Here is a 20,650-nt window from a genome sequence, read left to right on the forward strand (position 1 = left end):
TGCTTAGTATAAATTATACGTTTTTATTAGTAAATTGCAAATAGAGTTATTGTAAAAGCGATAGGATTCCTAGCTCTCTTATCTACAATAGCCATTCAGGAGGGTTCTAAAACGTGGTTGAATATAAAAATGGCAGAATGATCAGCAAAGACACAGCATCTATTCACTATGATTTTTCTTCTATCTGTTTCAGGTGGAAAGAATGCGGCGCATTTCATTTTCTATATGCTAAAGGTGTTGTATATTCATTCTTTTAAGCATAGTTGAAGCTGCATTGGTAAGCAATTTCTGTATTGAAGTCCGTTTTTTGAAGCAGGATGAGGCTTTGTTGAACTTTCACATAATGAGGAGGTAACTTCTATAAACTTCTTTAATTGAAGGATCTGCAGCATACAGAGCGGTAGCTGACTTGCACGAGCGATATCTTGAAGAAGCACTTTTTCGATAATGTTGGCAAATCCATTGCTGACGGTGTCATTGGTGGGCAAAGGAGAAGAGACGTTCATTGCAAGAAGGGCAGAAGAATTGACTGAATGAAATATATATGAAGTGAACTATTAGTTCATGATAACTACCTATTTTAAATAAATGGGTAGTTTCTCAATTTGGATTCATTTTTACATATTGCGTCTGAAACTTTACCATATGCCTGACAACATGTCGAACATATGGTTTAACAACATGGTCTATTTCTTATGACTTGAATAAGCGCAATAGAAGCAACCATTAAAATCAGTTTCATTCGTCATTTGTTTAGCTTCATCAATGGCGCTCTCGCCACTCATGTGCAGACCAATCAATTTACGGCTTGCAGCATCACCTAAAAATGCACAATCTTCTGTATGTACAACATACTGTCCTTGATCATCTTTTGTATGAATAAAATAATAACTTTTTAGCATACCCCTCACCTCCAACCTGACTATCCTACTATAAAACTTCCAAAGATGTAAAGAAATTTTATAAAAATTTTTGCAATTTTATACACGTTCCTGTTTTTTGAAAAAAAGAAATAAAGGCTAAATAATGAAAGGGATTGATAGAATGGATGTAAGAGGTAAAAGTTAAAAGAGAAGAAAGGATCGATTGAAGGGCATGTTGACTCCTCTATTGGTTGTTGTTGCTTCAAATAGCTTCAATCAACAGAGTAAATAACGTCGTAGGGCGTTTCAGCTATGAAAAAAAGGACTTCCTTTTAAAGAAAGCCCTTTTTCCTGTTCAATTATTGCGCTCCCTGGCCTTTTAGTTCTCGCTGCACGTCTAAGTCGGCAGCTTCTCTGCTGAACTTCGGCAGTGTAATGAAGTAAAAAAGGAAAACGAGTAAAATAATAACGCCCATTCCGTAATAAATATAAGAAACGTTTGTAATGAGTTTTGGAAATAGTACCGCAATCAGACCTAATGTCATGGATTGAGCAAACATGGTAAGTGGATCAACCCATCCTGACACACGTCCCATCAGACGAGGATGGACGATTCTCGGCAGCCAGCCGCCAATGACAATGTTGACCGGGCCAATACATGTACCAATGACAAATGATGTGACATAAAACAACCATAGTGTATGGGTGGAACCAAGTACAAAAATCAGTATGCCTGCAACCAATATTGGAAGCGACATGAGATATTGCATCTTTACTTTTTTAGCGAGAACAGAGCCCATTAAGCTGCCAACAAGCAGGCCTGCACCGATCGCGATTGTAAAGAAGGATGTATGCAGTTCAAAATGGTCCGGTGAAAGGCCATATTTCATTGTAAACATCGGAAGTACAGCAAATGCGCCATTGACTAGACCAAAAACAAAAAAGCCAAAAATTAAAGAAGCCAATAATTTATTTTTTATAATGTAAAGAATGCCTTCTTTAAAATCTTTTAGAGACGTTTTAATGGTCATGCCTCTCCAGCCTGCTTGTCCATTTGGCTGACGTGCTTCAATTGGAATGTTACATGAACGAATCAGGATGCCTGAAACAATAAAACTGATCAAATCAATGGTAATGGCACCGTGAAGTCCAATTGTCTTATACATAATAGCACCGATTCCAACACCAAATACCATGAATAAACTAAACAGCATTTGATTTAAGCCAGCGGCTTTGGCATATTGATCTTTATTTAAAATCGCCTGAACGAGAGAGGCTTCAGCAGGATAGAAGAACTTCGTAATGGCACTTCGTATAAACAAGATCAAGAAAATAAGTGGAAGTGAATTGAAATAAATCACAATGAATAAAACAATCGTCAGCCCAGCTCGTATCCAATCGCAATTCTCTGCGACTTTTTTACGATCAAAACGATCTGCTACTACACCAACCATAAAAAAGACAAAGATCGTTGGAAGTGAATACATGAGCTCTGCTAATGTGGCATAGGCGGGCTGATGACTAAAATGATCGAGCAAATAAAAGGCAAACGCCATATTGCCTACTGTTGTCCCCATTTGCGAAGCAAGTGCTGCAAAAAAGAGACGAACAAAATTTCTGTTTTTAAAAATATCCATAAATACGCTCCTTAACCTGAAGATCCCACTTTATATCATATAAAATTTTAAGCATTCATACAATTAATTTCTCCTACTGGCTAATGGTCACAGGTGTTCCATTTGGAACGATTGAAGCAAGTTCGATGACATTCTGATTATACATACGAATGCATCCCCTAGACACAGCTTTACCAATTGAAGACGGGTTATTCGTACCGTGGATGCCGTAATGAACTTTCGAGAGGCTCAGCCAATAGGCGCCAAAGGGACCTCCTGGGTTTGGCTGTCTGTTGACAATATAATAAGAACCTGTCGGTGTCATATTTAAAATTCTTCCTGTTGCAATCGGATACGACCGAATAAGCTGTGATCCAGAAAACAATACGAGACGTTTGCTTGAAATCGAAACAGAGATGCGGTAAGGGATCGTATTAGGATCGGGCAGACCAGGAATGATGATGACCTCATTTTGTACCGGCTCTTGACCTTGAAGTGACGGATTTGCAGCCTTTAAGGCATCTGTTGTTGTTCGGAAATCAAGCGCTATAGAAGCAAGGGTTTCTCCATTTTTCACCGTATATCGCAGCACCAAAGTACACTCCTTTTGCTCAAATAAAAGAAGCCATGATGCCCATCACTTGATCTATATATTGACGGAATCAGGCTAAGGAAGGTTTCTCCTAACATTTGTCATGAGAAAGATCTTTGATTATACATATGCAAATAGGAGCGGTTTGGCTTCTGTCTAAATGCGAGAGGAGAGGGTGAAAAAGGTTAATTCAGGTTTGGCTAAAAATCGAAGCGGCAGTCTTGTTGTCCCAAGTCCGCGGTTGACATAGATTCGGTGCTGATAACTTCCGTATAAACCTTCCACATATGTATGGCCGTAAGGTGCTGAGAGAATGGGGCCATAGAAAGGAAGCTGCACCTGTCCGCCATGGGTATGTCCAGAAAGCTGCAAGTTAATGGGAGTTGTATTTAACTCCAATGCTGCATCAGGCTCATGTACGAGCAGTAACGTAAATAAATCAGAGGATACTTCCCGCTTAATCAGGTCATAATCGGGCACACTCATCATCAGGTCATCCAATGTAGCAATCTGAATATGCGCCCCTTCTTTTTCTAATTGAAACACATCATTTTTACATATTGTAAAACCGCAAGCTTTCATCGTTTGCTCATAAAGATCAATGCCAAATGGTCCGTAGTCATGATTTCCGCATATCGCGAGCTTACCAAACGGGGCATGGAGCTTGGTCAAATATGCTTTCGCTTTTTCATGCTCTTCAATCGATGCTTGAAAATCAACGAGGTCACCTGTGAACACAATGAGGTCTGGAGACTCAGCGTTGATTTGCTGGACGACGGATTCTAATTCTTTCGCAGGAAATGTATCACTTAAATGAACATCACTAAATTGAGCGATTTTAAACTGGTCAAATGAAGCTGGAAGCTGAGCATCCTGAATGGTCAGTGACACGGTATCGATCATGCGTGGTTCGATGTATCTGGCATATCCGTATCCACATGTTGTAGCTAAAAAACCGAGAATGCTCGCGCCAGCTGCTCCTTTTAAAAACTGTCTCCGAGAAAGTTGCTTCATATAAGACTCCTTTATAAATAAAATTAAGTATAGCATCATATTTGATGAATCTCCCATATGGTGCATCTAGGGTCAATCATGATATGATAGAAAATAATGAATGAATAGTCATTCAAAACCACAGAGGGGGAGAACAAATGACGAAACAAACAGTGATTGTCACAGGGGGATCAAGCGGAATGGGGAAGGCGATGGCTGCCCATTTGGCACACGGAGGCTGGAATGTCGTGATTACTGGAAGAACGGAAGAAACGTTAGAAAAGGCGGCAAATGAAATAAAGCAGAATGGCGGCTCGATCGCTTACTTCCAAATGGATGTGCGAAACCCAGAGGATGCAGATCAAATGGTCAAGTTTGCGGTAGATACATTTGGTGATGTGGACGCTCTGATTAACAATGCTGCAGGAAACTTTTTGGTTCCAGCAGAAAAACTGTCTCCTAACGGCTGGAAGGCTGTCATTGATATTGTATTAAATGGAACATTTTTTTGCAGTCATGCAGTGGGCAATTACTGGATTCGTCAAAAGAAAAGGGGAAGTATGATCAATATGGTGGCTACCTATGCATGGGGTGCTGGTGTAGGTGTGGCGCATTCAGCGGCAGCAAAGGCAGGTGTTTTATCTCTGACTCGAACGCTTGCAGTGGAGTGGGGAAAGCAATATCGAATTCGCGTCAATGCCATCGCACCAGGACCAATCGAGAGAACAGGCGGTGCGGATAAACTGTGGGAATCGGAAGAGGCAGCGCAAAGAACATTAGATAGTGTTCCTCTTGGCAGACTGGGTACACCAGAGGAAATTGCAGAGCTTGCGAGCTTTTTATTATCTGAGCAAGCTTCATATATAAATGGAGATTGTATCACAATGGATGGGGGTCAATGGCTTAACCAATCCCCATTTTGAATGACGATGTAAGACCTGCTTTTGATGTGTTATAATCACACAAAGAGAGAAGCAGGTGATGAAAATGGTCGATCCATTGGATATTTTAACGAATATTGAAGATGTTTTCCCGCACTATCAAGCCATATTCAGTGCGGAAGAGCAAAAAGTGATAGGCTATGAAATTTTAGGAAGAATGAAGCTTGAGTCTGAAACAGTTAGCCTAGGCTCCTTCTTTACGGATTCATCTATTCCTGACGAATATAAAGTGGAAGTAGATCATAAAGTACTGACGCAAGCACTCGATCTTTTCACAACAGCAGATGATGATTTGCTCATTTTTATTAATCATGATGCCAATATCCTGATGCTTGATCATGGTGAAAGCTTTTTAGAACTTTTGAAGGAATATGAAGCAAGGGGCATTCAGCTTAATCGGTTTGTTATCGAATTTACAGAGCATACGTTTAGCGGCGATATTGAACAGCTTTACCATACGTTAACGTATTTTCGTACATATGGTATTAAAATCGCCATATCGAATATAGGAAAAGAAAGCAGCAATCTTGACCGGATTGCCTTGCTCTCACCCGATCTATTAAAAATAGATTTACACGCATTAAGGGCATCGGCTCCTTCTCCTTCCTATGAATATGTCTTGTACAGTATTTCATTGCTTGCGAGAAAAATAGGGGCGGCTTTAATTTATGAAGACATTGAAGCAAATTTCCAGCTGCAGTATGCTTGGAGAAATGGCGGCAGATATTTTCAAGGGTTCTATCTTCACGAGCCTGCGGCGGAATTAATCGACCGCAATAAACGAAAAGATCAGCTTAGAGAAGAATTCCAGCAATTTATTGCCCATGAGAAAAAGAAACTTCAAACTGTCTACGAACATTCTGAAACATTTTATAAGCGAATTCATCAAGCGGTCACGACCTTAAAAAAATCATGCAGCACAAATGATGAACTTATACAAAAGCTGGCATTAGAATTAACGGATTGCAGCTTTCGGATTTATATGTGTAATGAAGAAGGCTTTCAAATCACTGGAAATGTGTTTAAAAAAGAAAAAGAATGGCTGTTTCAGCCTGAATATATCGAGAAAAACTGGAGCTGGCGCCCTTATTTCCTAGCGAATATTCTCCAAATGAGAATGAGCGGGAAAGGATTTTTCAGTGATATTTACAGCGATTTAGAAACCGGTGAGAGGATACGTACGTTTTCTTATCCGTTAGAGGGAGACATGTATTTGTTTATAGACCTTCCGTATGCCTATTTATATGAGCAAGATGGATTAATTTAAAAGCAGCCGTTTAGGCTGTTTTTTTTAATAGAAAAAAGAAATAAAAAATGGTTGACAATGAAACTGATAATCATTATCATTTAGTTATAGAGAGAAGCTACTCTCTGTTCCCCAACCCCTCTATCAGATCAAGATCCAAAAAACTTGGCGCTACCCCCGCCAAGTTTTTTTTGTGCTTTTCATCTTCCCCTCATGCATAGGACATCCCAATCCCTCCATACATCTTAAGTGATGATAGTTAGACGGTAGGAGGGAACGTCATGATCAAACGCGACAAGCGGCTGCTGATTGATTTGCCAAGACCAGATCACCCAGATGCAAATGGTGCTGCTGCTGTGCAAGAATTACTCGGCGGAAAATTCGGTGAAATGTCCACATTAAATAATTACATGTTTCAATCCTTTAACTTTAGAGGAAAACGAAAGCTCAAACCGTTTTATGACCTCGTATCCAGTATTACGGCTGAAGAATTCGGTCATGTAGAACTTGTTACCACAGCTGTGAATCTTATGATTACAGGGACCACTCATGGCGGAGATCCAGATACGACACCGATGAAAGCGGCTGTCGATAAACGAAATACACAGCATTTTATTCAAACGGCTCAAACAGGCTATCCGTTTGATTCCATGGCAAAACCTTGGACCGGAGAGAATGTGTTCTCAAGCGGCAACCTGATTCTTGACCTCCTTCATAACTTCTTCCTTGAATGCGGAGCTCGTACGCACAAAATGCGCGTATATGAAATGACAGATCATCCTACAGCAAGAGAGATGATCGGTTATTTACTTGTGCGAGGCGGTGTGCATGTTGTGGCATATGCAAAGGCGCTTGAGGTAGCCACAGGAGTAGATGTAGGAAAGATGCTGCCGATCCCAAACCTCGACAACAAATACTTTGATTCAGCGAGGAAATTTGAAGACCAAAATGTTCATACAAAACTGTACACATTTAGTGATACGGATTACAAGGACATTAATAAGATTTGGAAAGGCAGCCATCCGATTGATGGAAAGCCGCTCACAGTGATTGAGGGTACGCCTCAAGGAGCACCTGTGCCAGATTATAGAGAATTACCGGAAGAGTTTGCCCCAGGCATTTCCAAAGAGGATTTTGACGAAATTGCCAAACGGCTGATGAGATCTGCGGGTTTATAAAAAACATGGTGCATGAGATCAGAAAAAAGACTCAAACTAAAAAAACAGATTCTTTTTCTTTTTTTGAATTCAAGAGGAAAAATATCATCTGAGAACACTTTATGGTATGATGCTTTGTAGGACTTGTGTATAATCAATACGGGTTCATCTTGAGTTGTTTTTTTGAAAGGAGTCTTTTTTTAGAATGTCACAATTAATGGGTATCATTACAAGGCTGCAAAGTCTTCAAGAGACAGCAGAAGCTGCAAACGAACCGGCACAGCGTTATTTCGAAGTGAACGGTGAGAAAATCTGTAGTGTTAAGTATTTCGAAAAGAATCAAACGTTTGAATTGACTGTTTTTCAACAAGGGGATAAGCCAAATACTTTCCCATTTGACAACATTGATATGATTTCGATTGAGATTTTTGAGCTTCTACAATCCTAAGCTGAATCGTATGAAATGTTTTTTCTAAGGATTCCTTCGTTTATTTGCGGCAATATACATGTGTCATTATTGGCGGTGTACAAATGGAAGATGATCAATCAGCGCATATTTCGGATAAGAGACCATTAAAAAGGAGTTCCTTTCTGTGAGTGATTCTTTTTACTACAATCTTTCTGAAGATTATTTAGCGTTTTCTGATGTCGTCATGAGAATGAAAGACTTTATTCGAAAAGACCCTAGATCCGCCTATGTGTTATCAATTGGTACGGACTCTCAGGTCAATCAAAATGTCACAAGATTTATGACTGCAATTCATCTCCACCGGATTGGCAAAGGGGCTTGGGGCTGCCTCACACAACAAGTGATCAGCAGGCCTGTGCAAAGTCTTAGAGAAAAAATTTCATTAGAGACAGCGTTTAGCCAAAAGGTATGTGCAGACATCCTTGAGGGACCTTTAACAGAACTGATGGATTTGCTTCTTCCGTTTGCTGAGGAAGGGGCAGACCTCCGTTTTGAAGCCCATCTAGATATTGGCAAAAAAGGAAGTACGAAAGAGCTGATCCAGGAAATGACCGGAATGATCACAGCTATGGGAATTGAAGCTAAAATAAAACCCGACTCATACGCAGCATTTTGCTATGCCAATCGATACACAAAATAAATTCCGTCATTTTTCTCCAAACCTTGTCGAAACGTGCGGTTGACGATTCGATTCTAGTTCCTTATTCTAGCTGTATAGAGAGGAAGCAGACATTCAAAAGCCTGCTAATCAATATAAAAGCATATATGAAACAGGGGGCCTGATGTTGGATGAGCGTCATCGAAAATCGTTTTAATGAAGAAGAGAAAAAGCTATTATTAAACGTATTGCTGAATCAGGAATATGCTGTCGAATTACTAAGCAGTGAGATCAATGATATAGAATGTGGAACAAAAAATGTCGATGACAATACGTATAAGCAATTGATCACATTGTATGACAGAGTAAGGTTTGAGAATTAATATTGATTTAACATTCTATTAGATACTCGGGAGCTGAGTATCTTTTTTATGCAGAAAAAATCTTTCGACAAATTTCGTTTTAGTTTAGCTTAATGATAAAGGGGAATGTATGATTGATGATCGAGAGAAAAGGGGTCGAAGAAACATGATAGAGATAGAACCAACTCAATTGCTTGAGTCAACAATAGCCGAGCATATGATTGATGCAGATAAAGTGGCACATGTTCAAATTGGAAATAACCTTGAGCATGCCTTATTGGTCCTAACAAAAACAGGATATACAGCCATCCCGGTTTTAGATCCTTCTTATCATCTGCATGGGTTAATTGGAACGAATATGATCATGGATAAGATCTTTGGTTTAGAACGAATTGAATTCGAAAAGCTGGACCAACTGAAGGTAGAAGAGGTCATGCTGACTGATATTCCAAGACTTAAAACAACGGACCCTGTGCTAAAAGGCGTTCACGCTGTGACGAATAATGGATTTGTTTGTGTAGAAAATGAGGAGCAAGTCTTTGAAGGAATATTTACACGACGTGTTGTATTAAAGCGCTTAAATGAAGTGATTTATGCCGCGAAAAAATGAGCTGAAGCCCAGCTTATTTTTTTTGCCTTCATAAGCTATAATTTATATAATGACCATATGGAATAAGAAAATCTTATAGAGAGAAAGGGGACGCCCATGCAGCTTCAGGAGTTACATATGCTTGTTGTGCTTAGTGAAGAATTGAATATGAGAAAGGCTTCGGAGCGGCTCTTTGTCTCTCAGCCTGCTTTATCCCAAAGATTGCAGACGATCGAAAAGGAGTGGGGAACCAAAATCTTTTTTCGTTCTCAGAAAGGGCTCACCGTGACTTCGGCAGGTGAACAGATCATTCAATTTGCAAAAGAGGTGACGGTTGAGCAAGATCGAGTGAGAGAACGAATCGATGAACTTGAAGGGGAAATTCACGGTACACTAAAGCTTGCGGTTGCATCCATTATTGGACAGCACTGGCTGCCGAAAGTGTTAAAGCGGTATGTCGAAAAATACCCAAATGCGAAGGTATCACTTGTGACCGGCTGGAGTAGTGAAATGCTCAAAAGCTTATACGAGGACCACGTGCACATTGGGATTATTCGCGGAAACCCTGATTGGAAGGGAACAAAGGAATATTTGATGACAGATCATTTATATTTAGTCGATTCTGTCATCAAAGACGTGGACGAGTTAATCGAGACAGAACGCCCGTTTATTCAATTTAAAAGCGACAGCACGTATTATCAGGAAATCCAGCACTGGTGGCACCAAAAATTTAAAGTGTCTCCAAAGCAGACGATTCTAGTGGACCAGATTGAGACATGTAAACAAATGGCCTACCACGGCATCGGCTACGCCATTTTGCCTTCAGTCACCTTATATGACCACGAAAAAAGTGTTCATAAAACACCGCTTGTTGACGTGAATGGAGAGCAAATCGGACGTGACACATGGCTGCTAGGCTATGAAGCTTCTTTTCAATTAAAACAGGTGCAAGCATTTGTCGGTGTGGTCAAAGAAATGCTTGAAAGTGATGCGGTGTAAGTACCTTCTTGGAAGAGGAAGGTGCTTTTTTTATGAAATCATTTGACAATGAAAATCATTATCATTTAAAGTGTACATATAATAATTGAAAATGATTATCATTTAGATGAGGTGACCGATAGATGAAAGCACTAATTGCATTTGCGAGTATGTCTGGTAATACAGAAGATATGGCAGCAATCATAAAGCAAACACTTGAAGGAAAAGGGATAGACACAGAGATGATGGAATTTGATGATACAAGCGCAGAGGACCTTTCTTCATACGATTATGTGTTCATCGGTTCTTATACATGGGGTGATGGTGATTTACCTTATGAAGCTGAGGACTTTTATGAAGAGGTCTCTACGCTTGAACTAAGTGACATCAAAGCAGCTGTGTTCGGATCTGGAGATTACAGCTACCCGAAGTTTTGTGAGGCTGTCCATACATTTCATAACATGCTCAAATCAACCGGGGCATCCGTATTTCCTGAGACATTGAAAATGGAGCTTGCGCCAGATACAGATGAGGATGTGGCGTGCTGTCAGGAATTTGCCACGAGCTTCTTAACTTGGGCCACTTTGTCTGAGAAACGAGTTGAAAATCATGTTTCATAAAGGAGCGACAGCTGTTGCTGCTTCTAAAAATGGTGGATACTTTGTCGCTGTAAAACGTGAAGGTATTTTTCACTACAGTGTGGAGAGCGGGTGGCAGCAGCTCTTTAAGCTCAAGCATAAAATTCATGCCATCAGCTATATCGGACCTTATTTATTCGGTGTTGGTGAAAATGGCACAGTGATTAGATCAGGAGATGAAGGCAATACATGGGCGCTATCATCATTTCCAACAAATGCAGTCGTTTGGTCTATTACAGGACGCAAAGACGGGTTTGTGTGTGCACATGGAAAACATAGTATTTATGTGTCAAATGATTTCGGGATTTCCTGGGAAATTATGAAGCCATTTGCTCATGTGAACCACCCGCCTGTTATTCGTTCTTTATGTGCTGCAGGTGATCACCTTTATATTGGAACACAGATTCATGAGGTTCACGGAGGAATATGGATGTATGACTTGGAGAGTGAGCAGGTTTTCCTCCTAAACAGAGAGGAGCACCGGATGACAGCTTCTATGCTGCTCTGTCAGGAACATCTTCTTGTTTGCGCATTAGGATCAAAAAAAGGAAAAAAGGGGTCTGTTCAAATTTTAGATTTACATACAAATATGCTGCATGATATTCAATCACAGGCCTTTGCTAGAGAGGAATCATTTTTGGATGTGTCAGAGGATAATGGCATTGTATATGTGACCACCTCACAAGACGAACACGGATTTTCTAAAGTGTATCAGCTTGATATTGAGCAAAAAGAGCTCAAATGGTTTGATACGATCAAAGGACACGGTTTTCGTGTAGCCAATCAAAATGAAAACTTTTTCTGTGCTGGTTTATATGAAAGCAAGTTTGTGAGGCCATATGAGGAGCCGGCATTGATTCATTGATAAGGAGGAAGAAAAAGTGACAGAAAAGGTTTTATTGGTGTATGCCACGATGTCTGGGAATACAGAAGCGATGGCAGATTTAATTGAAAAAGGAATAACAGAAGCGGGAGCTAGCGTGGACCGGCATGAAGCGATGGATATTGATGCAGAGCTTCTCAATGATTACACGCACATTATGTTAGGTGCGTACACATGGGGAGATGGTGACCTTCCTGATGATTTTATTGATTTATATGAAGAAATGGAAGAGCTTGATTTAACGGGAAAAGCATTTGCTGTATTCGGTTCTGGGGATACATCTTATGAGCATTTTTGCGGAGCTGTTGACCTAATCGAAGAAAAAGTGAAGGAACTTGGCGGTGACATTGTCTTGCCATCAGTCAAGATTGAGCTGAATCCAGAAGGAGAAGAAGAAGAGAAATTGATTTCTTTTGGCAAACAATTTGTTCATCTTCACCAGCAGGAAGCGGGGTAATCGGTCCCGCTTGTTTTATTTTCCATTGAAGAGTCAACTCTTTCACTTGTCATTAAAACTCTCCTTTGGTACAGTAATGAAGTATAAATTAAGAGGAGGACATACATACATGAAACAAATGGACGCTAATGAAATTATTTCATTTATTCAAAATAGTACAAAATCAACACCTGTGAAAGTCTACATCAAAGGTGATTTAGAAGGTATTAAATTTGGTGAACATGCAAAAACGTTCATCACAGGAAACACTGGAGTTGTTTTCGGTGAGTGGAGCGAAATCCAAGAAGCGCTGGAAACGAACAAAGACAAAATTGAAGATGTTGTCGTGGAAAATGACCGCCGCAACTCTGCAATCCCGATGTTAGATTTAAAGAACATTAAAGCACGTATTGAGCCAGGTGCTATCATTCGTGACCAAGTAGAAATCGGTGATAATGCAGTCATCATGATGGGAGCTTCTATTAATATCGGTTCTGTGATCGGTGAAGGTACGATGATTGACATGAACGTGGTGCTTGGTGGCCGTGCAACAGTAGGTAAGAACTGTCATATCGGTGCTGGGTCTGTTCTTGCAGGTGTCATTGAGCCGCCGTCTGCTAAACCAGTTGTTGTAGAAGATGATGTTGTCATCGGTGCGAACGCTGTAGTTCTAGAAGGTGTGACAATTGGTAAAGGTGCAGTCGTAGCAGCTGGTGCGATCGTTGTGAACGATGTGGAGCCTTACACAGTTGTAGCAGGTACACCTGCAAAGAAAATCAAAGACATTGATGAAAAAACAAAAGGTAAAACGGAAATCAAACAAGAACTGCGTCAGCTTTAATTCACATAATTCGCAGTTGAAGACATAGACGTGGATGATATATATCCACGTCTTATTCGTATAGAGGAAAGGAAGCGAGTTCACTTGTTAAATCGTGAGCAATTAATATCCATTCGAAGAGATTTACACCAAATCCCTGAGCTTGGTTTTAAGGAATTCAAAACACAAGCGTATCTCATCAAGCATCTTGGTGCTTATTCAAAAGATCGAGTTGAGATGGAAACGTGGCGCACTGGACTTTTTGTCAAAGTAAAGGGAACAAATCCTGAGCGCGTTTTTGCTTATCGTGCAGATATGGACGGCCTCTCTATTCCTGAGGAGACAGGGTATCCATTTCAATCAGTACATGAAGGGAACATGCACGCATGTGGACATGACCTTCATATGACCATCGCACTTGGAATCATTGATCATTTCGTTCATGAGCCAATCAAAGAAGATCTATTATTTATTTTCCAGCCGGCAGAAGAAGGTCCAGGCGGAGCTGAACCGATGCTTACAAGCGATGTGCTGAAAAAGTGGACGCCAGACTTTATTACAGCGCTTCATATTGCACCTGAATATCCTGTCGGAACGATAGCCACAAAAACAGGGCTGTTATTTGCTAATACGAGTGAGCTTGTGATTGATCTTGAAGGAAAAGGCGGACACGCTGCTTACCCTCATTTAGCGAATGATATGGTTGTGGCTGCGAGTGCACTTGTAAATCAACTGCAATCGGTTATTTCTCGTAATGTGGATCCTCTTGATAGTGCGGTCATTACGATTGGCACAATTACCGGCGGAACGGCTCAAAATATCATTGCCCAGCATGCAAAGCTTGACGGCACTATTCGTACACTTTCACCAGAGTCTATGGATAAGGTGAGAAAGCGAATTGAAGCACTAGCAAAAGGGATTGAAATTGGCTACGAATGCAAGGCAACCGTGCGATACCCTTCATCTTATTACGAAGTGGACAATTCAAAGGATCTGACAGAGGAATTTATGTCATATGTTGCCGGAGAAGGGCTTGCGAATGTGGTTGAATGCAGAGAAGCCATGACAGGAGAAGACTTTGGCTACATGTTGAAAAAATACCCTGGATTCATGTTTTGGTTAGGGGTCGATTCAGAATATGGCCTGCATCATGCAAAACTCATGCCTGATGAAAAAGCGATAGAAACAGCTGTAAACGTTATGACAGCTTATTTCAAAAAGCAAGCAGGTGAATGAATAATCAAGCTGCCTCCTGTACACCTTATGAACAGGAGGTGTTCTTGATTATGACAAGAATTGGTGTAGAACCATCTTTATCCGATGTAGAAGAACTACTGAAGCAAAAAGGGTATGACGTTGTACGCATTCAAAATGAGCAGCAAATGGATCAGTGTGACTGCTATGTGGTCACAGGGCTAGATTCAAATGTTCTTGGCATTTCAGACACAACGACAAAAGCATCTGTGATTACTGCGTCAGGTATGACGGCTGATGAAATTTGTCAAGAAGTAGAACAGCGTGTTCAATAAAACAAACAAGAAAAAGAACCGGTAGATTATAATCCCGGTTCTTTTTGCTCTTTTTCTATATCGAGTACTTCTTTCATTTTTTTGCGCAAGATTCGTTCTACCCGCCATTGCTCCATTGTTTCGGTTTTAGCTATGATGCGCAGTACGAGTGAAGAGGAGCCGAACGCCTCCACGCCGACAACTTGAGGTCCTTCGATAATTTGAGGGATTTCTTCCCGTACCTCATCACACGCAGCTTGAAGGGCTGTGATCATTTGATCCACATTCTCTTCTGGAGATAACTCGATATCAACGAGTGCCTGCATCGTCCCTCTTGAATGGTTGCTCACGTTCAATATACTTCGATTTGGGATAAAATGAAGGGTGCCGTCAAAGCTTCGAAGCTGAGTGGTTCTAAGTCCAATTTGTTCTACGATCCCATCAAAGCCAGCAACTGTTATATATTCTCCCACATCGAATTGTTTCTCTAATAATATAAAGAATCCTGTCACAATATCACTCACTAGTCCTTGAGCGCCAAAACCGATCGCAAGCCCCACAACGCCTGCGCCAGCTAGCAAAGCGGTCGGGTTATAATGAAATAAGTCGAGGATCATGACCACTAGAATAAAAATCAATATGTAGGCGAAAATATTTAACGTGAGACTTTGCAGCGTCTGAGCTCTTGATAAAGAGACGTCATGCTTTTCAGAGAATGTGGAATAGGCACGCCTAATCATCTTGTTTCCGATGGCTCTGATGATAAAATAAATCGCAAAAATAACGATTAGTTTTAGCAAAATCATACTGCTATTGAGGATAATGGAAACCCAATCTACTTGTTCAAATGCTTTCATGTTCTTCAAAACCTTTCTATGTATGCTCTAATAGAGAAGCTAATCATTTGTTCCCTTATGCAAGACATGTTAAACTTTTGTTAAGTGGAGCAAGAGATTGTGACAAATCGTTAATTAAATTTATTATTAATTAATATTGACTAAAAACCGCTTAAGTATTATAATTGTAATTGTGAAGTTATTAACTAAATGAGAATTTCAACTTTTGATTCTCATTTTATATACAGCTTAGAAGTCTGTATAAAGATATTATTTTTTGGAGGGATTTACATATGGCAGAGCGTTTTGTAGGAAAACAAGCTCCACGTTTTGAAATGGAAGCAGTACTTGCTAACAAGGAATTTGGTAAAGTGAGTTTAGAGGAAAACATGAAGAATGACAAATGGACAGTTCTTTTCTTCTATCCAATGGATTTCACATTTGTTTGCCCAACTGAAATTACAGCAATGAGCGATCGTTATGATGAGTTCGAAGATTTAGATGCAGAAATCATTGGTGTATCTACTGATACAATCCATACGCATCTTGCTTGGATCAACACAGACCGTAAAGAAAATGGTCTAGGTGAATTGAAATATCCGCTAGCTGCTGACACAAACCACACAGTATCTAGAGAATACGGCGTTTTAATTGAAGAAGAAGGTATTGCACTTCGCGGTCTATTCATTATCAACCCAGAAGGCGAACTTCAATATCAAACAGTATTCCACAACAATATCGGTCGTGATGTAGATGAGACATTACGTGTTCTTCAAGCATTACAAACTGGTGGACTTTGCCCAGCTAACTGGAAGCCTGGTCAAAAAACACTTTAATTGATAGCTGAAGAAACAGGAGGGTCTAACTGATGTTAGACCTTTTTGTTTCGACACATACAATGGATGGAGGCGCTTCAAAATGAAATTACGTCAACCAATGCCAGAACTAACTGGTGCAAAAGAATGGTTAAATGGAGAAGTAACAAAAGAAGATCTAATTGGTGACAAACCAACATTGATTCATTTCTGGTCAGTCAGCTGTCATCTTTGTAAAGAGGCCATGCCTCAAGTCAATCAATTCCGTGATGAATACAAGGATCAACTAAACGTTGTAGCCGTTCATATGCCGCGTTCAGAGGATGACCTAGATCTAGATAAAATCAAAGAGGTTGCGAAAGAGCATGAAATCACGCAGCCAATTTTTGTGGACAGTGATCATCACTTAACAGAAGCCTTTGAAAATGAATATGTACCAGCATATTATGTATTTGATAAAACAGGTGCTCTGCGCCACTTCCAAGCTGGCGGAAGCGGAATGAAAATGCTTGAGAAACGTGTCAATCGAGTGCTTTCTGAGTCTGAAAAGGCTGCAGAATAGGCTTTCCCCCATAAATGGGGGTTTTTTCATGGACAAAAATAGGCGACCTATTGCACGGAATGGACTTTTTATGTACGTGTCCTTCCTAAGAAAAGAGAAATTGAGGGAGTTTATTAAAAAATATTCCTGAAATAAAAAGGTATTAAGACCTATTTACATTTTTGTTTTGAAATGAAAATGTAAAGATTTTAACTTTTTACTATTCAGAACGTTTTTTCACAAAAGAAATTTCAGTTTGGTAAATAACGATGTAAATCAAGTAGTATAAGTGTTTATTCAAATTTTTTACAATATTTTAAAGTTTGTCAAAAGCCTTTAGTGGCAATGAAATGGATGCCGATTGTTCCTCTTTGGCAAAATTTTAGTTGAAAATACCTATCTGATAGCAAACTGTAAAATGATAAAAAAATAGTTGATAAAATTAGTTTTCTAATCTAATATTTACTATAGAATATTTTTTATATGATGAGGGGGAAATCCATTGTTTAATGAGAGGGAAGCGTTACGATTACGATTGGAACAACTAAACGAAGCAGAAGTAAAGGTCATCCGTGAATATCAAATTGAGCGAGATGCGATTTATGCAAAATTAAGAGAATTAGACCGTCAAGGAACAGGTCTAGTGTCAGATACAAAAAAAGAAGTGCGTACAGAAAGAAAGACGGATTCGCTGCCTGTATTAGCTGAACTGGCTGCACAAGAAATGAGAAGCTACCAGCCGCCGGCACAATCACAATCAAATCCTGCATCATCTTTAGGAACAGGACAGCTAAACGGTGTACCTGTAGGTATTCCTGAAGGATCTACAAGACGCAGAAGAGGCACAGCCCGCCCTGGTTCAAAGGCAGCTAAGCTTCGTGAAGCTGCGATTAAAACGTTAAAGCGTCATAATGCGGCGATTAAAAGCTCTGAGCTTCAAAAAGAGATTGAAAAAGAGAGCGGTCTTGAAATTCCAAATATGACAACGTTTATGCAAAGCTTAATTAAAATGTATCCTGAAGTGAAAAAGCCATATCGCGGACAGTATATTTTAGAAGGCGACATTCAAACAGAAGACGAATAAATAAAAGAAACTGCTGACGTAAAAGCCAGCAGTTTTTTATTGCGAGAATTACTTTTTTTGATCAACTGTATAGACAATTTTTCGTTCCTTTGACAGGTGATCACGCTGTTTTTTGAAGCCGTCGATCTTCACTGTCATGACCTCTCCATTTCCCTGCACCGCATCGACTTGTGCCTGGAGTATTTGAACTTGTTCGTTCAGCTTTTTCAAGATGGGTTCGATTTCTTCCGTTGTTTGCAGGACGCTGTCTCGAGAGAATGGCTGTGAATTTGTTTGAGCTGACTGGTCAATATCAGCAAAATGAGATGCGATCCATTCCTCGCTTTCTGCTAACTGCTTTTGATAGCTTGTGAGCGTTTCATAAAAAATCGCTTCCTTTGCTTTTTCAATTTGCAGTAATTTCTCTTGTGTTTCATAAAAACGCTCCTGCAGGTGTCTAACGCCTTCCTGTAATAGATGAAGCTCTGCATTTTTATCACTTAATGTTTGCTGCAGTTTCTCAATCACAGCGGATAAAGTATTTCCTTTTTTCTCCTCTTTTGCAAGCCGTTTATCTTGATCCTGCATCCGTTCATTTAATTGTTGAGAGATTTCTTTATATTTGATGACTTTTAAATGCAGCCGATGTTTTTCTTCCGTTTCTTTCCTTCTATGAAAGGTTTCCTTTTGGAGCATTTCATGAAGAAAGACTATTTTATGTAATAATTCAGATTTGCTTGAGGAGAGATCCTGTATTTTTGAGGCTGCATCGTCTTGATCAATGGTCATTTCATCCAATTGTTGTTTTAATTGCGTGTAATCCTTTTTCATCTCATGATATTCTTGAGTTAACTTCTTATTTTTAGAATACGTATATGAGGACTGTAAATCAGAGATCATTTGTTGATATTTGGCTGTTTCAGCTTTTAAGTATAAATTCTCTTGAGATAGGTCATGGAATAGGGGAGAAGCATGGCGCCTGTTCATGGATAGACCCTCCTTATTCATGTTACCAATAAAGTATGCGAAATGAGTGCGATTAGAACAACCATATCCAAGGAGGGTGAGAGAATGGATGTAGTGAATGTCATTTTAGCTGGAGGAGCTTCCAGACGTTTTGGAGTGCCAAAGGCAAGCCATATGTATCAAGGAAAACCACTATATGAGTATGTGAAAAAGCAGCTTTTGAAAGGACAGATGGTCATCATCAGCCATCCATCACTTCTGCCCTTTTTTAAAGAAAGAGGTGAACGAAGTGTGTGGTTAGATGATGAACAGGTGCGCGGATGCGGGCCGCTTGCCGGCATGTATACGGCGATGCAAAAGCAAGAAGCAGCATGGTATTTGGTGACGGCATGTGACATGCCCTTCATACGGAGGGAGACCGCCGAAGCATTATCGTCCTATTGCAGCGAGCACGTAGATGCTATCATCCCGCTTGTTCAGGGCAGATTACAGCCTTTATTTGCGCTTTATCATCGCCGCTGTCTGCCGTCCATTGATGCGTGTTTAAAAGAGAATCAATTAGCCATCAAAGAGTTACTTCAAAGGCTTAAGGTGCGCATCGTCCCAGAGGAGGAACTGAACGTAACACCAAATGAATTTCTAAATATCAATAAAAGAAGCGATTTACCTGAAAACGGTATGATATGATACATAAAAATGGTGAGGAGAGAACAGCATTGAATGACCGATATTCAAGACAAATCTTGTTCCCTCCGGTTGGGGAAAAGGGTCAGCGTGCGCTTGCTGACAGTCATGTTCTGATCGTTGGAGCCGGTGCACTTGGAACTGCCTCCGCTGAAGGGCTTGTCCGGTCTGGGATCGGCACGTTGACGATTGTTGATCGTGATTATGTAGAGTTTTCAAATTTACAGCGGCAGCAGCTGTACACAGAACATGATGCAAAGGCACATGTGCCAAAAGCAGCTGCGGCAAAAAAACGTCTCCAAGAGATCAATCATGAAGTGATCATACACGCCCTGATTGAAGATGCAGGGGTGGAGCTGTTAAGACCGTTATTTCAGAGCGCAGATATTGTCATTGATGCGACGGATAATTTTGAGACGAGAATGGTGATGAATGATTTATCGCAGGAAACGAAGACGCCGTGGATATATGGCGCTTGTGTGAGCAGCCAGGGGATGTATATGACCATTTTGCCGGATAAAACGCCGTGTTTATCGTGTGTCTTTACAGAACTGCCTGTTGGCGGCTTGACGTGTGATACAGCGGGGATTATTTCTCCAGCAGTTCAAATGGTTTCTGCTTATCAGCAAACAGAGGCGCTAAAATATTTAACAGGACATGAAGATCAAATCGAACGGAAATTTGTCACATTTGATCTTTGGCAGGCGACATCGTTTAAAATGGATTTGTCTCGTACTAAGCAGAAGAACTGCCCATCCTGCGGTGAAGAAAGAACCTATCCTTATTTACATGAGCAGCGTAAAAAAACGACGATTCTTTGCGGACGGGATACAGTTCAAGTTGTATCTAAAGATTTAGCAAATCTATCATTTCAGCATGTGAAAGAGAGGCTGTCATCTATTTGTGAGGTGGAAGTGAATGACTTCTTAATCCATGTCCGCTATGAATCTTATCGTATTGTCTTTTTCAAAGGTGGACGTGCATTAATCCATGGGACGAATGATGAAAAAGCAGCCAATTCATTACTAGCAAGACTGCTAGGGATATAGGAGTGAA

The 20,650-nt window shown here is 40.2% G+C and carries 25 protein-coding genes; 19 read left to right on the plus strand and 6 right to left on the minus strand.

Going from position 1 to position 20,650, the window contains the following annotated elements:
• Window positions 1-686 precede the first annotated feature (686 nt).
• From GKC25_RS06440 to GKC25_RS06455, 4 genes are all read right to left on the minus strand, one after another.
• On the minus strand, window positions 687-902 hold the full coding sequence (locus tag GKC25_RS06440; protein WP_003211341.1) for a hypothetical protein: 216 nt from the start codon (window positions 900-902) through the stop codon (window positions 687-689).
• A gap of 320 nt (window positions 903-1,222) precedes the next feature.
• On the minus strand, window positions 1,223-2,500 hold the full coding sequence (locus GKC25_RS06445) for an MFS transporter (protein ID WP_034662784.1): 1,278 nt from the start codon (window positions 2,498-2,500) through the stop codon (window positions 1,223-1,225).
• Between the two features lie 73 nt (window positions 2,501-2,573).
• On the minus strand, window positions 2,574-3,071 hold the full coding sequence (locus tag GKC25_RS06450) for a L,D-transpeptidase family protein (protein ID WP_187704475.1): 498 nt from the start codon (window positions 3,069-3,071) through the stop codon (window positions 2,574-2,576).
• Window positions 3,072-3,227: 156 nt separating this feature from the next.
• On the minus strand, window positions 3,228-4,085 hold the full coding sequence (locus GKC25_RS06455) for a metallophosphoesterase (protein ID WP_106037805.1): 858 nt from the start codon (window positions 4,083-4,085) through the stop codon (window positions 3,228-3,230).
• A gap of 137 nt (window positions 4,086-4,222) precedes the next feature.
• On the opposite strand from GKC25_RS06455, the gene fadH reads away from it, so the two are divergent.
• The 14 genes from fadH (at window position 4,223) to GKC25_RS06525 (ending at window position 14,710) form a co-directional block, all read left to right on the plus strand.
• Window positions 4,223-4,987: a 2,4-dienoyl-CoA reductase gene (gene fadH / locus GKC25_RS06460; RefSeq protein WP_034662771.1), complete on the plus strand. Its 765-nt coding sequence runs from the start codon at window positions 4,223-4,225 to the stop codon at window positions 4,985-4,987.
• 64 nt (window positions 4,988-5,051) lie between these two features.
• The gene (locus tag GKC25_RS06465) at window positions 5,052-6,272 is read left to right on the plus strand and encodes an EAL domain-containing protein (RefSeq protein WP_095285090.1); all 1,221 of its coding nucleotides are present in this window, start codon (window positions 5,052-5,054) and stop codon (window positions 6,270-6,272) included.
• A 260-nt stretch (window positions 6,273-6,532) separates the two neighbouring features.
• Entirely contained in the window at window positions 6,533-7,429 is an 897-nt protein-coding gene (locus tag GKC25_RS06470) for a manganese catalase family protein (RefSeq protein ID WP_003210823.1), read from the plus strand.
• Window positions 7,430-7,613: 184 nt separating this feature from the next.
• Window positions 7,614-7,856, plus strand: coding sequence for a YkuJ family protein (locus tag GKC25_RS06475; RefSeq protein ID WP_003212254.1), 243 nt, complete (start codon window positions 7,614-7,616; stop codon window positions 7,854-7,856).
• A 145-nt stretch (window positions 7,857-8,001) separates the two neighbouring features.
• Window positions 8,002-8,517: a ribonuclease H-like YkuK family protein gene (locus tag GKC25_RS06480; protein ID WP_034662766.1), complete on the plus strand. Its 516-nt coding sequence runs from the start codon at window positions 8,002-8,004 to the stop codon at window positions 8,515-8,517.
• A 149-nt stretch (window positions 8,518-8,666) separates the two neighbouring features.
• Window positions 8,667-8,858 carry an antirepressor AbbA gene (abbA, locus tag GKC25_RS06485; protein WP_003210802.1) on the plus strand — a complete coding sequence of 64 codons (192 nt, stop codon included), beginning with the start codon at window positions 8,667-8,669 and terminating at the stop codon, window positions 8,856-8,858.
• A gap of 145 nt (window positions 8,859-9,003) precedes the next feature.
• Window positions 9,004-9,447 carry a cyclic-di-AMP-binding protein CbpB gene (gene cbpB / locus GKC25_RS06490; RefSeq protein ID WP_187704476.1) on the plus strand — a complete coding sequence of 148 codons (444 nt, stop codon included), beginning with the start codon at window positions 9,004-9,006 and terminating at the stop codon, window positions 9,445-9,447.
• Between the two features lie 96 nt (window positions 9,448-9,543).
• Window positions 9,544-10,425 (plus strand): LysR family transcriptional regulator, encoded by an 882-nt coding sequence (locus GKC25_RS06495; RefSeq protein WP_003211236.1) that lies wholly within the window; start codon window positions 9,544-9,546, stop codon window positions 10,423-10,425.
• Window positions 10,426-10,547: 122 nt separating this feature from the next.
• The gene (locus GKC25_RS06500; RefSeq protein ID WP_095285088.1) at window positions 10,548-11,024 is read left to right on the plus strand and encodes a flavodoxin; all 477 of its coding nucleotides are present in this window, start codon (window positions 10,548-10,550) and stop codon (window positions 11,022-11,024) included.
• Window positions 11,014-11,907: a WD40/YVTN/BNR-like repeat-containing protein gene (locus tag GKC25_RS06505; protein WP_034662759.1), complete on the plus strand. Its 894-nt coding sequence runs from the start codon at window positions 11,014-11,016 to the stop codon at window positions 11,905-11,907. Before GKC25_RS06500 ends, GKC25_RS06505 begins: the two co-directional genes overlap by 11 nt.
• A gap of 16 nt (window positions 11,908-11,923) precedes the next feature.
• Window positions 11,924-12,382 carry a flavodoxin gene (locus GKC25_RS06510; protein ID WP_034662756.1) on the plus strand — a complete coding sequence of 153 codons (459 nt, stop codon included), beginning with the start codon at window positions 11,924-11,926 and terminating at the stop codon, window positions 12,380-12,382.
• 109 nt (window positions 12,383-12,491) lie between these two features.
• Window positions 12,492-13,202 (plus strand): 2,3,4,5-tetrahydropyridine-2,6-dicarboxylate N-acetyltransferase, encoded by a 711-nt coding sequence (dapD, locus tag GKC25_RS06515; RefSeq protein ID WP_034662753.1) that lies wholly within the window; start codon window positions 12,492-12,494, stop codon window positions 13,200-13,202.
• A gap of 84 nt (window positions 13,203-13,286) precedes the next feature.
• The gene (locus GKC25_RS06520; RefSeq protein ID WP_187704478.1) at window positions 13,287-14,417 is read left to right on the plus strand and encodes an N-acetyldiaminopimelate deacetylase; all 1,131 of its coding nucleotides are present in this window, start codon (window positions 13,287-13,289) and stop codon (window positions 14,415-14,417) included.
• A 50-nt stretch (window positions 14,418-14,467) separates the two neighbouring features.
• Window positions 14,468-14,710 (plus strand): YkuS family protein, encoded by a 243-nt coding sequence (locus tag GKC25_RS06525; RefSeq protein ID WP_003211408.1) that lies wholly within the window; start codon window positions 14,468-14,470, stop codon window positions 14,708-14,710.
• 26 nt (window positions 14,711-14,736) lie between these two features.
• Here the strand turns inward: GKC25_RS06525 and GKC25_RS06530 are convergent, their stop codons facing one another.
• A complete protein-coding gene (locus tag GKC25_RS06530; RefSeq protein ID WP_034662747.1) occupies window positions 14,737-15,546 on the minus strand; it encodes a mechanosensitive ion channel family protein in 810 nt (269 codons plus the stop codon).
• A 272-nt stretch (window positions 15,547-15,818) separates the two neighbouring features.
• Here GKC25_RS06530 and ahpA point away from each other — a divergent pair, with 272 nt between their 5' ends.
• From ahpA to GKC25_RS06545, 3 genes are all read left to right on the plus strand, one after another.
• Window positions 15,819-16,361: a biofilm-specific peroxidase AhpA gene (gene ahpA, locus GKC25_RS06535; protein ID WP_034662744.1), complete on the plus strand. Its 543-nt coding sequence runs from the start codon at window positions 15,819-15,821 to the stop codon at window positions 16,359-16,361.
• Window positions 16,362-16,443: 82 nt separating this feature from the next.
• Window positions 16,444-16,902 (plus strand): TlpA family protein disulfide reductase, encoded by a 459-nt coding sequence (locus tag GKC25_RS06540; protein WP_034662741.1) that lies wholly within the window; start codon window positions 16,444-16,446, stop codon window positions 16,900-16,902.
• A 481-nt stretch (window positions 16,903-17,383) separates the two neighbouring features.
• Window positions 17,384-17,965, plus strand: coding sequence for a hypothetical protein (locus GKC25_RS06545; RefSeq protein WP_034662739.1), 582 nt, complete (start codon window positions 17,384-17,386; stop codon window positions 17,963-17,965).
• Window positions 17,966-18,013: 48 nt separating this feature from the next.
• Here GKC25_RS06545 and GKC25_RS06550 read toward each other — a convergent pair whose 3' ends face one another.
• The gene (locus GKC25_RS06550; protein WP_095285092.1) at window positions 18,014-18,931 is read right to left on the minus strand and encodes a sigmaE regulated sporulation protein; all 918 of its coding nucleotides are present in this window, start codon (window positions 18,929-18,931) and stop codon (window positions 18,014-18,016) included.
• An 84-nt stretch (window positions 18,932-19,015) separates the two neighbouring features.
• Between GKC25_RS06550 and GKC25_RS06555 the strand changes: the two genes are divergently transcribed.
• Window positions 19,016-19,597: a molybdenum cofactor guanylyltransferase gene (locus tag GKC25_RS06555; RefSeq protein ID WP_095285094.1), complete on the plus strand. Its 582-nt coding sequence runs from the start codon at window positions 19,016-19,018 to the stop codon at window positions 19,595-19,597.
• Between the two features lie 29 nt (window positions 19,598-19,626).
• Window positions 19,627-20,643: a thiazole biosynthesis adenylyltransferase ThiF gene (locus GKC25_RS06560; protein WP_034662731.1), complete on the plus strand. Its 1,017-nt coding sequence runs from the start codon at window positions 19,627-19,629 to the stop codon at window positions 20,641-20,643.
• Window positions 20,644-20,650 lie beyond the last annotated feature (7 nt).

This window comes from Bacillus pumilus (assembly GCF_038738535.1).
Classification (GTDB): Bacteria; Bacillota; Bacilli; order Bacillales; family Bacillaceae; genus Bacillus.

What these genes read in the sequence shown, in the direction of transcription:
- GKC25_RS06440 (WP_003211341.1), bottom strand. Translation starts at nt 902, where the DNA reads ATGCTAAAAAGTTATTATTTTATTCATACAAAAGATGATCAAGGACAG.
- GKC25_RS06445 (WP_034662784.1), bottom strand. Translation starts at nt 2,500, where the DNA reads ATGGATATTTTTAAAAACAGAAATTTTGTTCGTCTCTTTTTTGCAGCA.
- GKC25_RS06455 (WP_106037805.1), bottom strand. Translation starts at nt 4,085, where the DNA reads ATGAAGCAACTTTCTCGGAGACAGTTTTTAAAAGGAGCAGCTGGCGCG.
- fadH (WP_034662771.1), top strand. Translation starts at nt 4,223, where the DNA reads ATGACGAAACAAACAGTGATTGTCACAGGGGGATCAAGCGGAATGGGG.
- GKC25_RS06465 (WP_095285090.1), top strand. Translation starts at nt 5,052, where the DNA reads ATGGTCGATCCATTGGATATTTTAACGAATATTGAAGATGTTTTCCCG.
- GKC25_RS06470 (WP_003210823.1), top strand. Translation starts at nt 6,533, where the DNA reads ATGATCAAACGCGACAAGCGGCTGCTGATTGATTTGCCAAGACCAGAT.
- GKC25_RS06475 (WP_003212254.1), top strand. Translation starts at nt 7,614, where the DNA reads ATGTCACAATTAATGGGTATCATTACAAGGCTGCAAAGTCTTCAAGAG.
- abbA (WP_003210802.1), top strand. Translation starts at nt 8,667, where the DNA reads ATGAGCGTCATCGAAAATCGTTTTAATGAAGAAGAGAAAAAGCTATTA.
- cbpB (WP_187704476.1), top strand. Translation starts at nt 9,004, where the DNA reads ATGATAGAGATAGAACCAACTCAATTGCTTGAGTCAACAATAGCCGAG.
- GKC25_RS06495 (WP_003211236.1), top strand. Translation starts at nt 9,544, where the DNA reads ATGCAGCTTCAGGAGTTACATATGCTTGTTGTGCTTAGTGAAGAATTG.
- GKC25_RS06500 (WP_095285088.1), top strand. Translation starts at nt 10,548, where the DNA reads ATGAAAGCACTAATTGCATTTGCGAGTATGTCTGGTAATACAGAAGAT.
- GKC25_RS06505 (WP_034662759.1), top strand. Translation starts at nt 11,014, where the DNA reads ATGTTTCATAAAGGAGCGACAGCTGTTGCTGCTTCTAAAAATGGTGGA.
- dapD (WP_034662753.1), top strand. Translation starts at nt 12,492, where the DNA reads ATGAAACAAATGGACGCTAATGAAATTATTTCATTTATTCAAAATAGT.
- GKC25_RS06525 (WP_003211408.1), top strand. Translation starts at nt 14,468, where the DNA reads ATGACAAGAATTGGTGTAGAACCATCTTTATCCGATGTAGAAGAACTA.
- GKC25_RS06530 (WP_034662747.1), bottom strand. Translation starts at nt 15,546, where the DNA reads ATGAAAGCATTTGAACAAGTAGATTGGGTTTCCATTATCCTCAATAGC.
- ahpA (WP_034662744.1), top strand. Translation starts at nt 15,819, where the DNA reads ATGGCAGAGCGTTTTGTAGGAAAACAAGCTCCACGTTTTGAAATGGAA.
- GKC25_RS06540 (WP_034662741.1), top strand. Translation starts at nt 16,444, where the DNA reads ATGAAATTACGTCAACCAATGCCAGAACTAACTGGTGCAAAAGAATGG.
- GKC25_RS06550 (WP_095285092.1), bottom strand. Translation starts at nt 18,931, where the DNA reads ATGAACAGGCGCCATGCTTCTCCCCTATTCCATGACCTATCTCAAGAG.
- GKC25_RS06555 (WP_095285094.1), top strand. Translation starts at nt 19,016, where the DNA reads ATGGATGTAGTGAATGTCATTTTAGCTGGAGGAGCTTCCAGACGTTTT.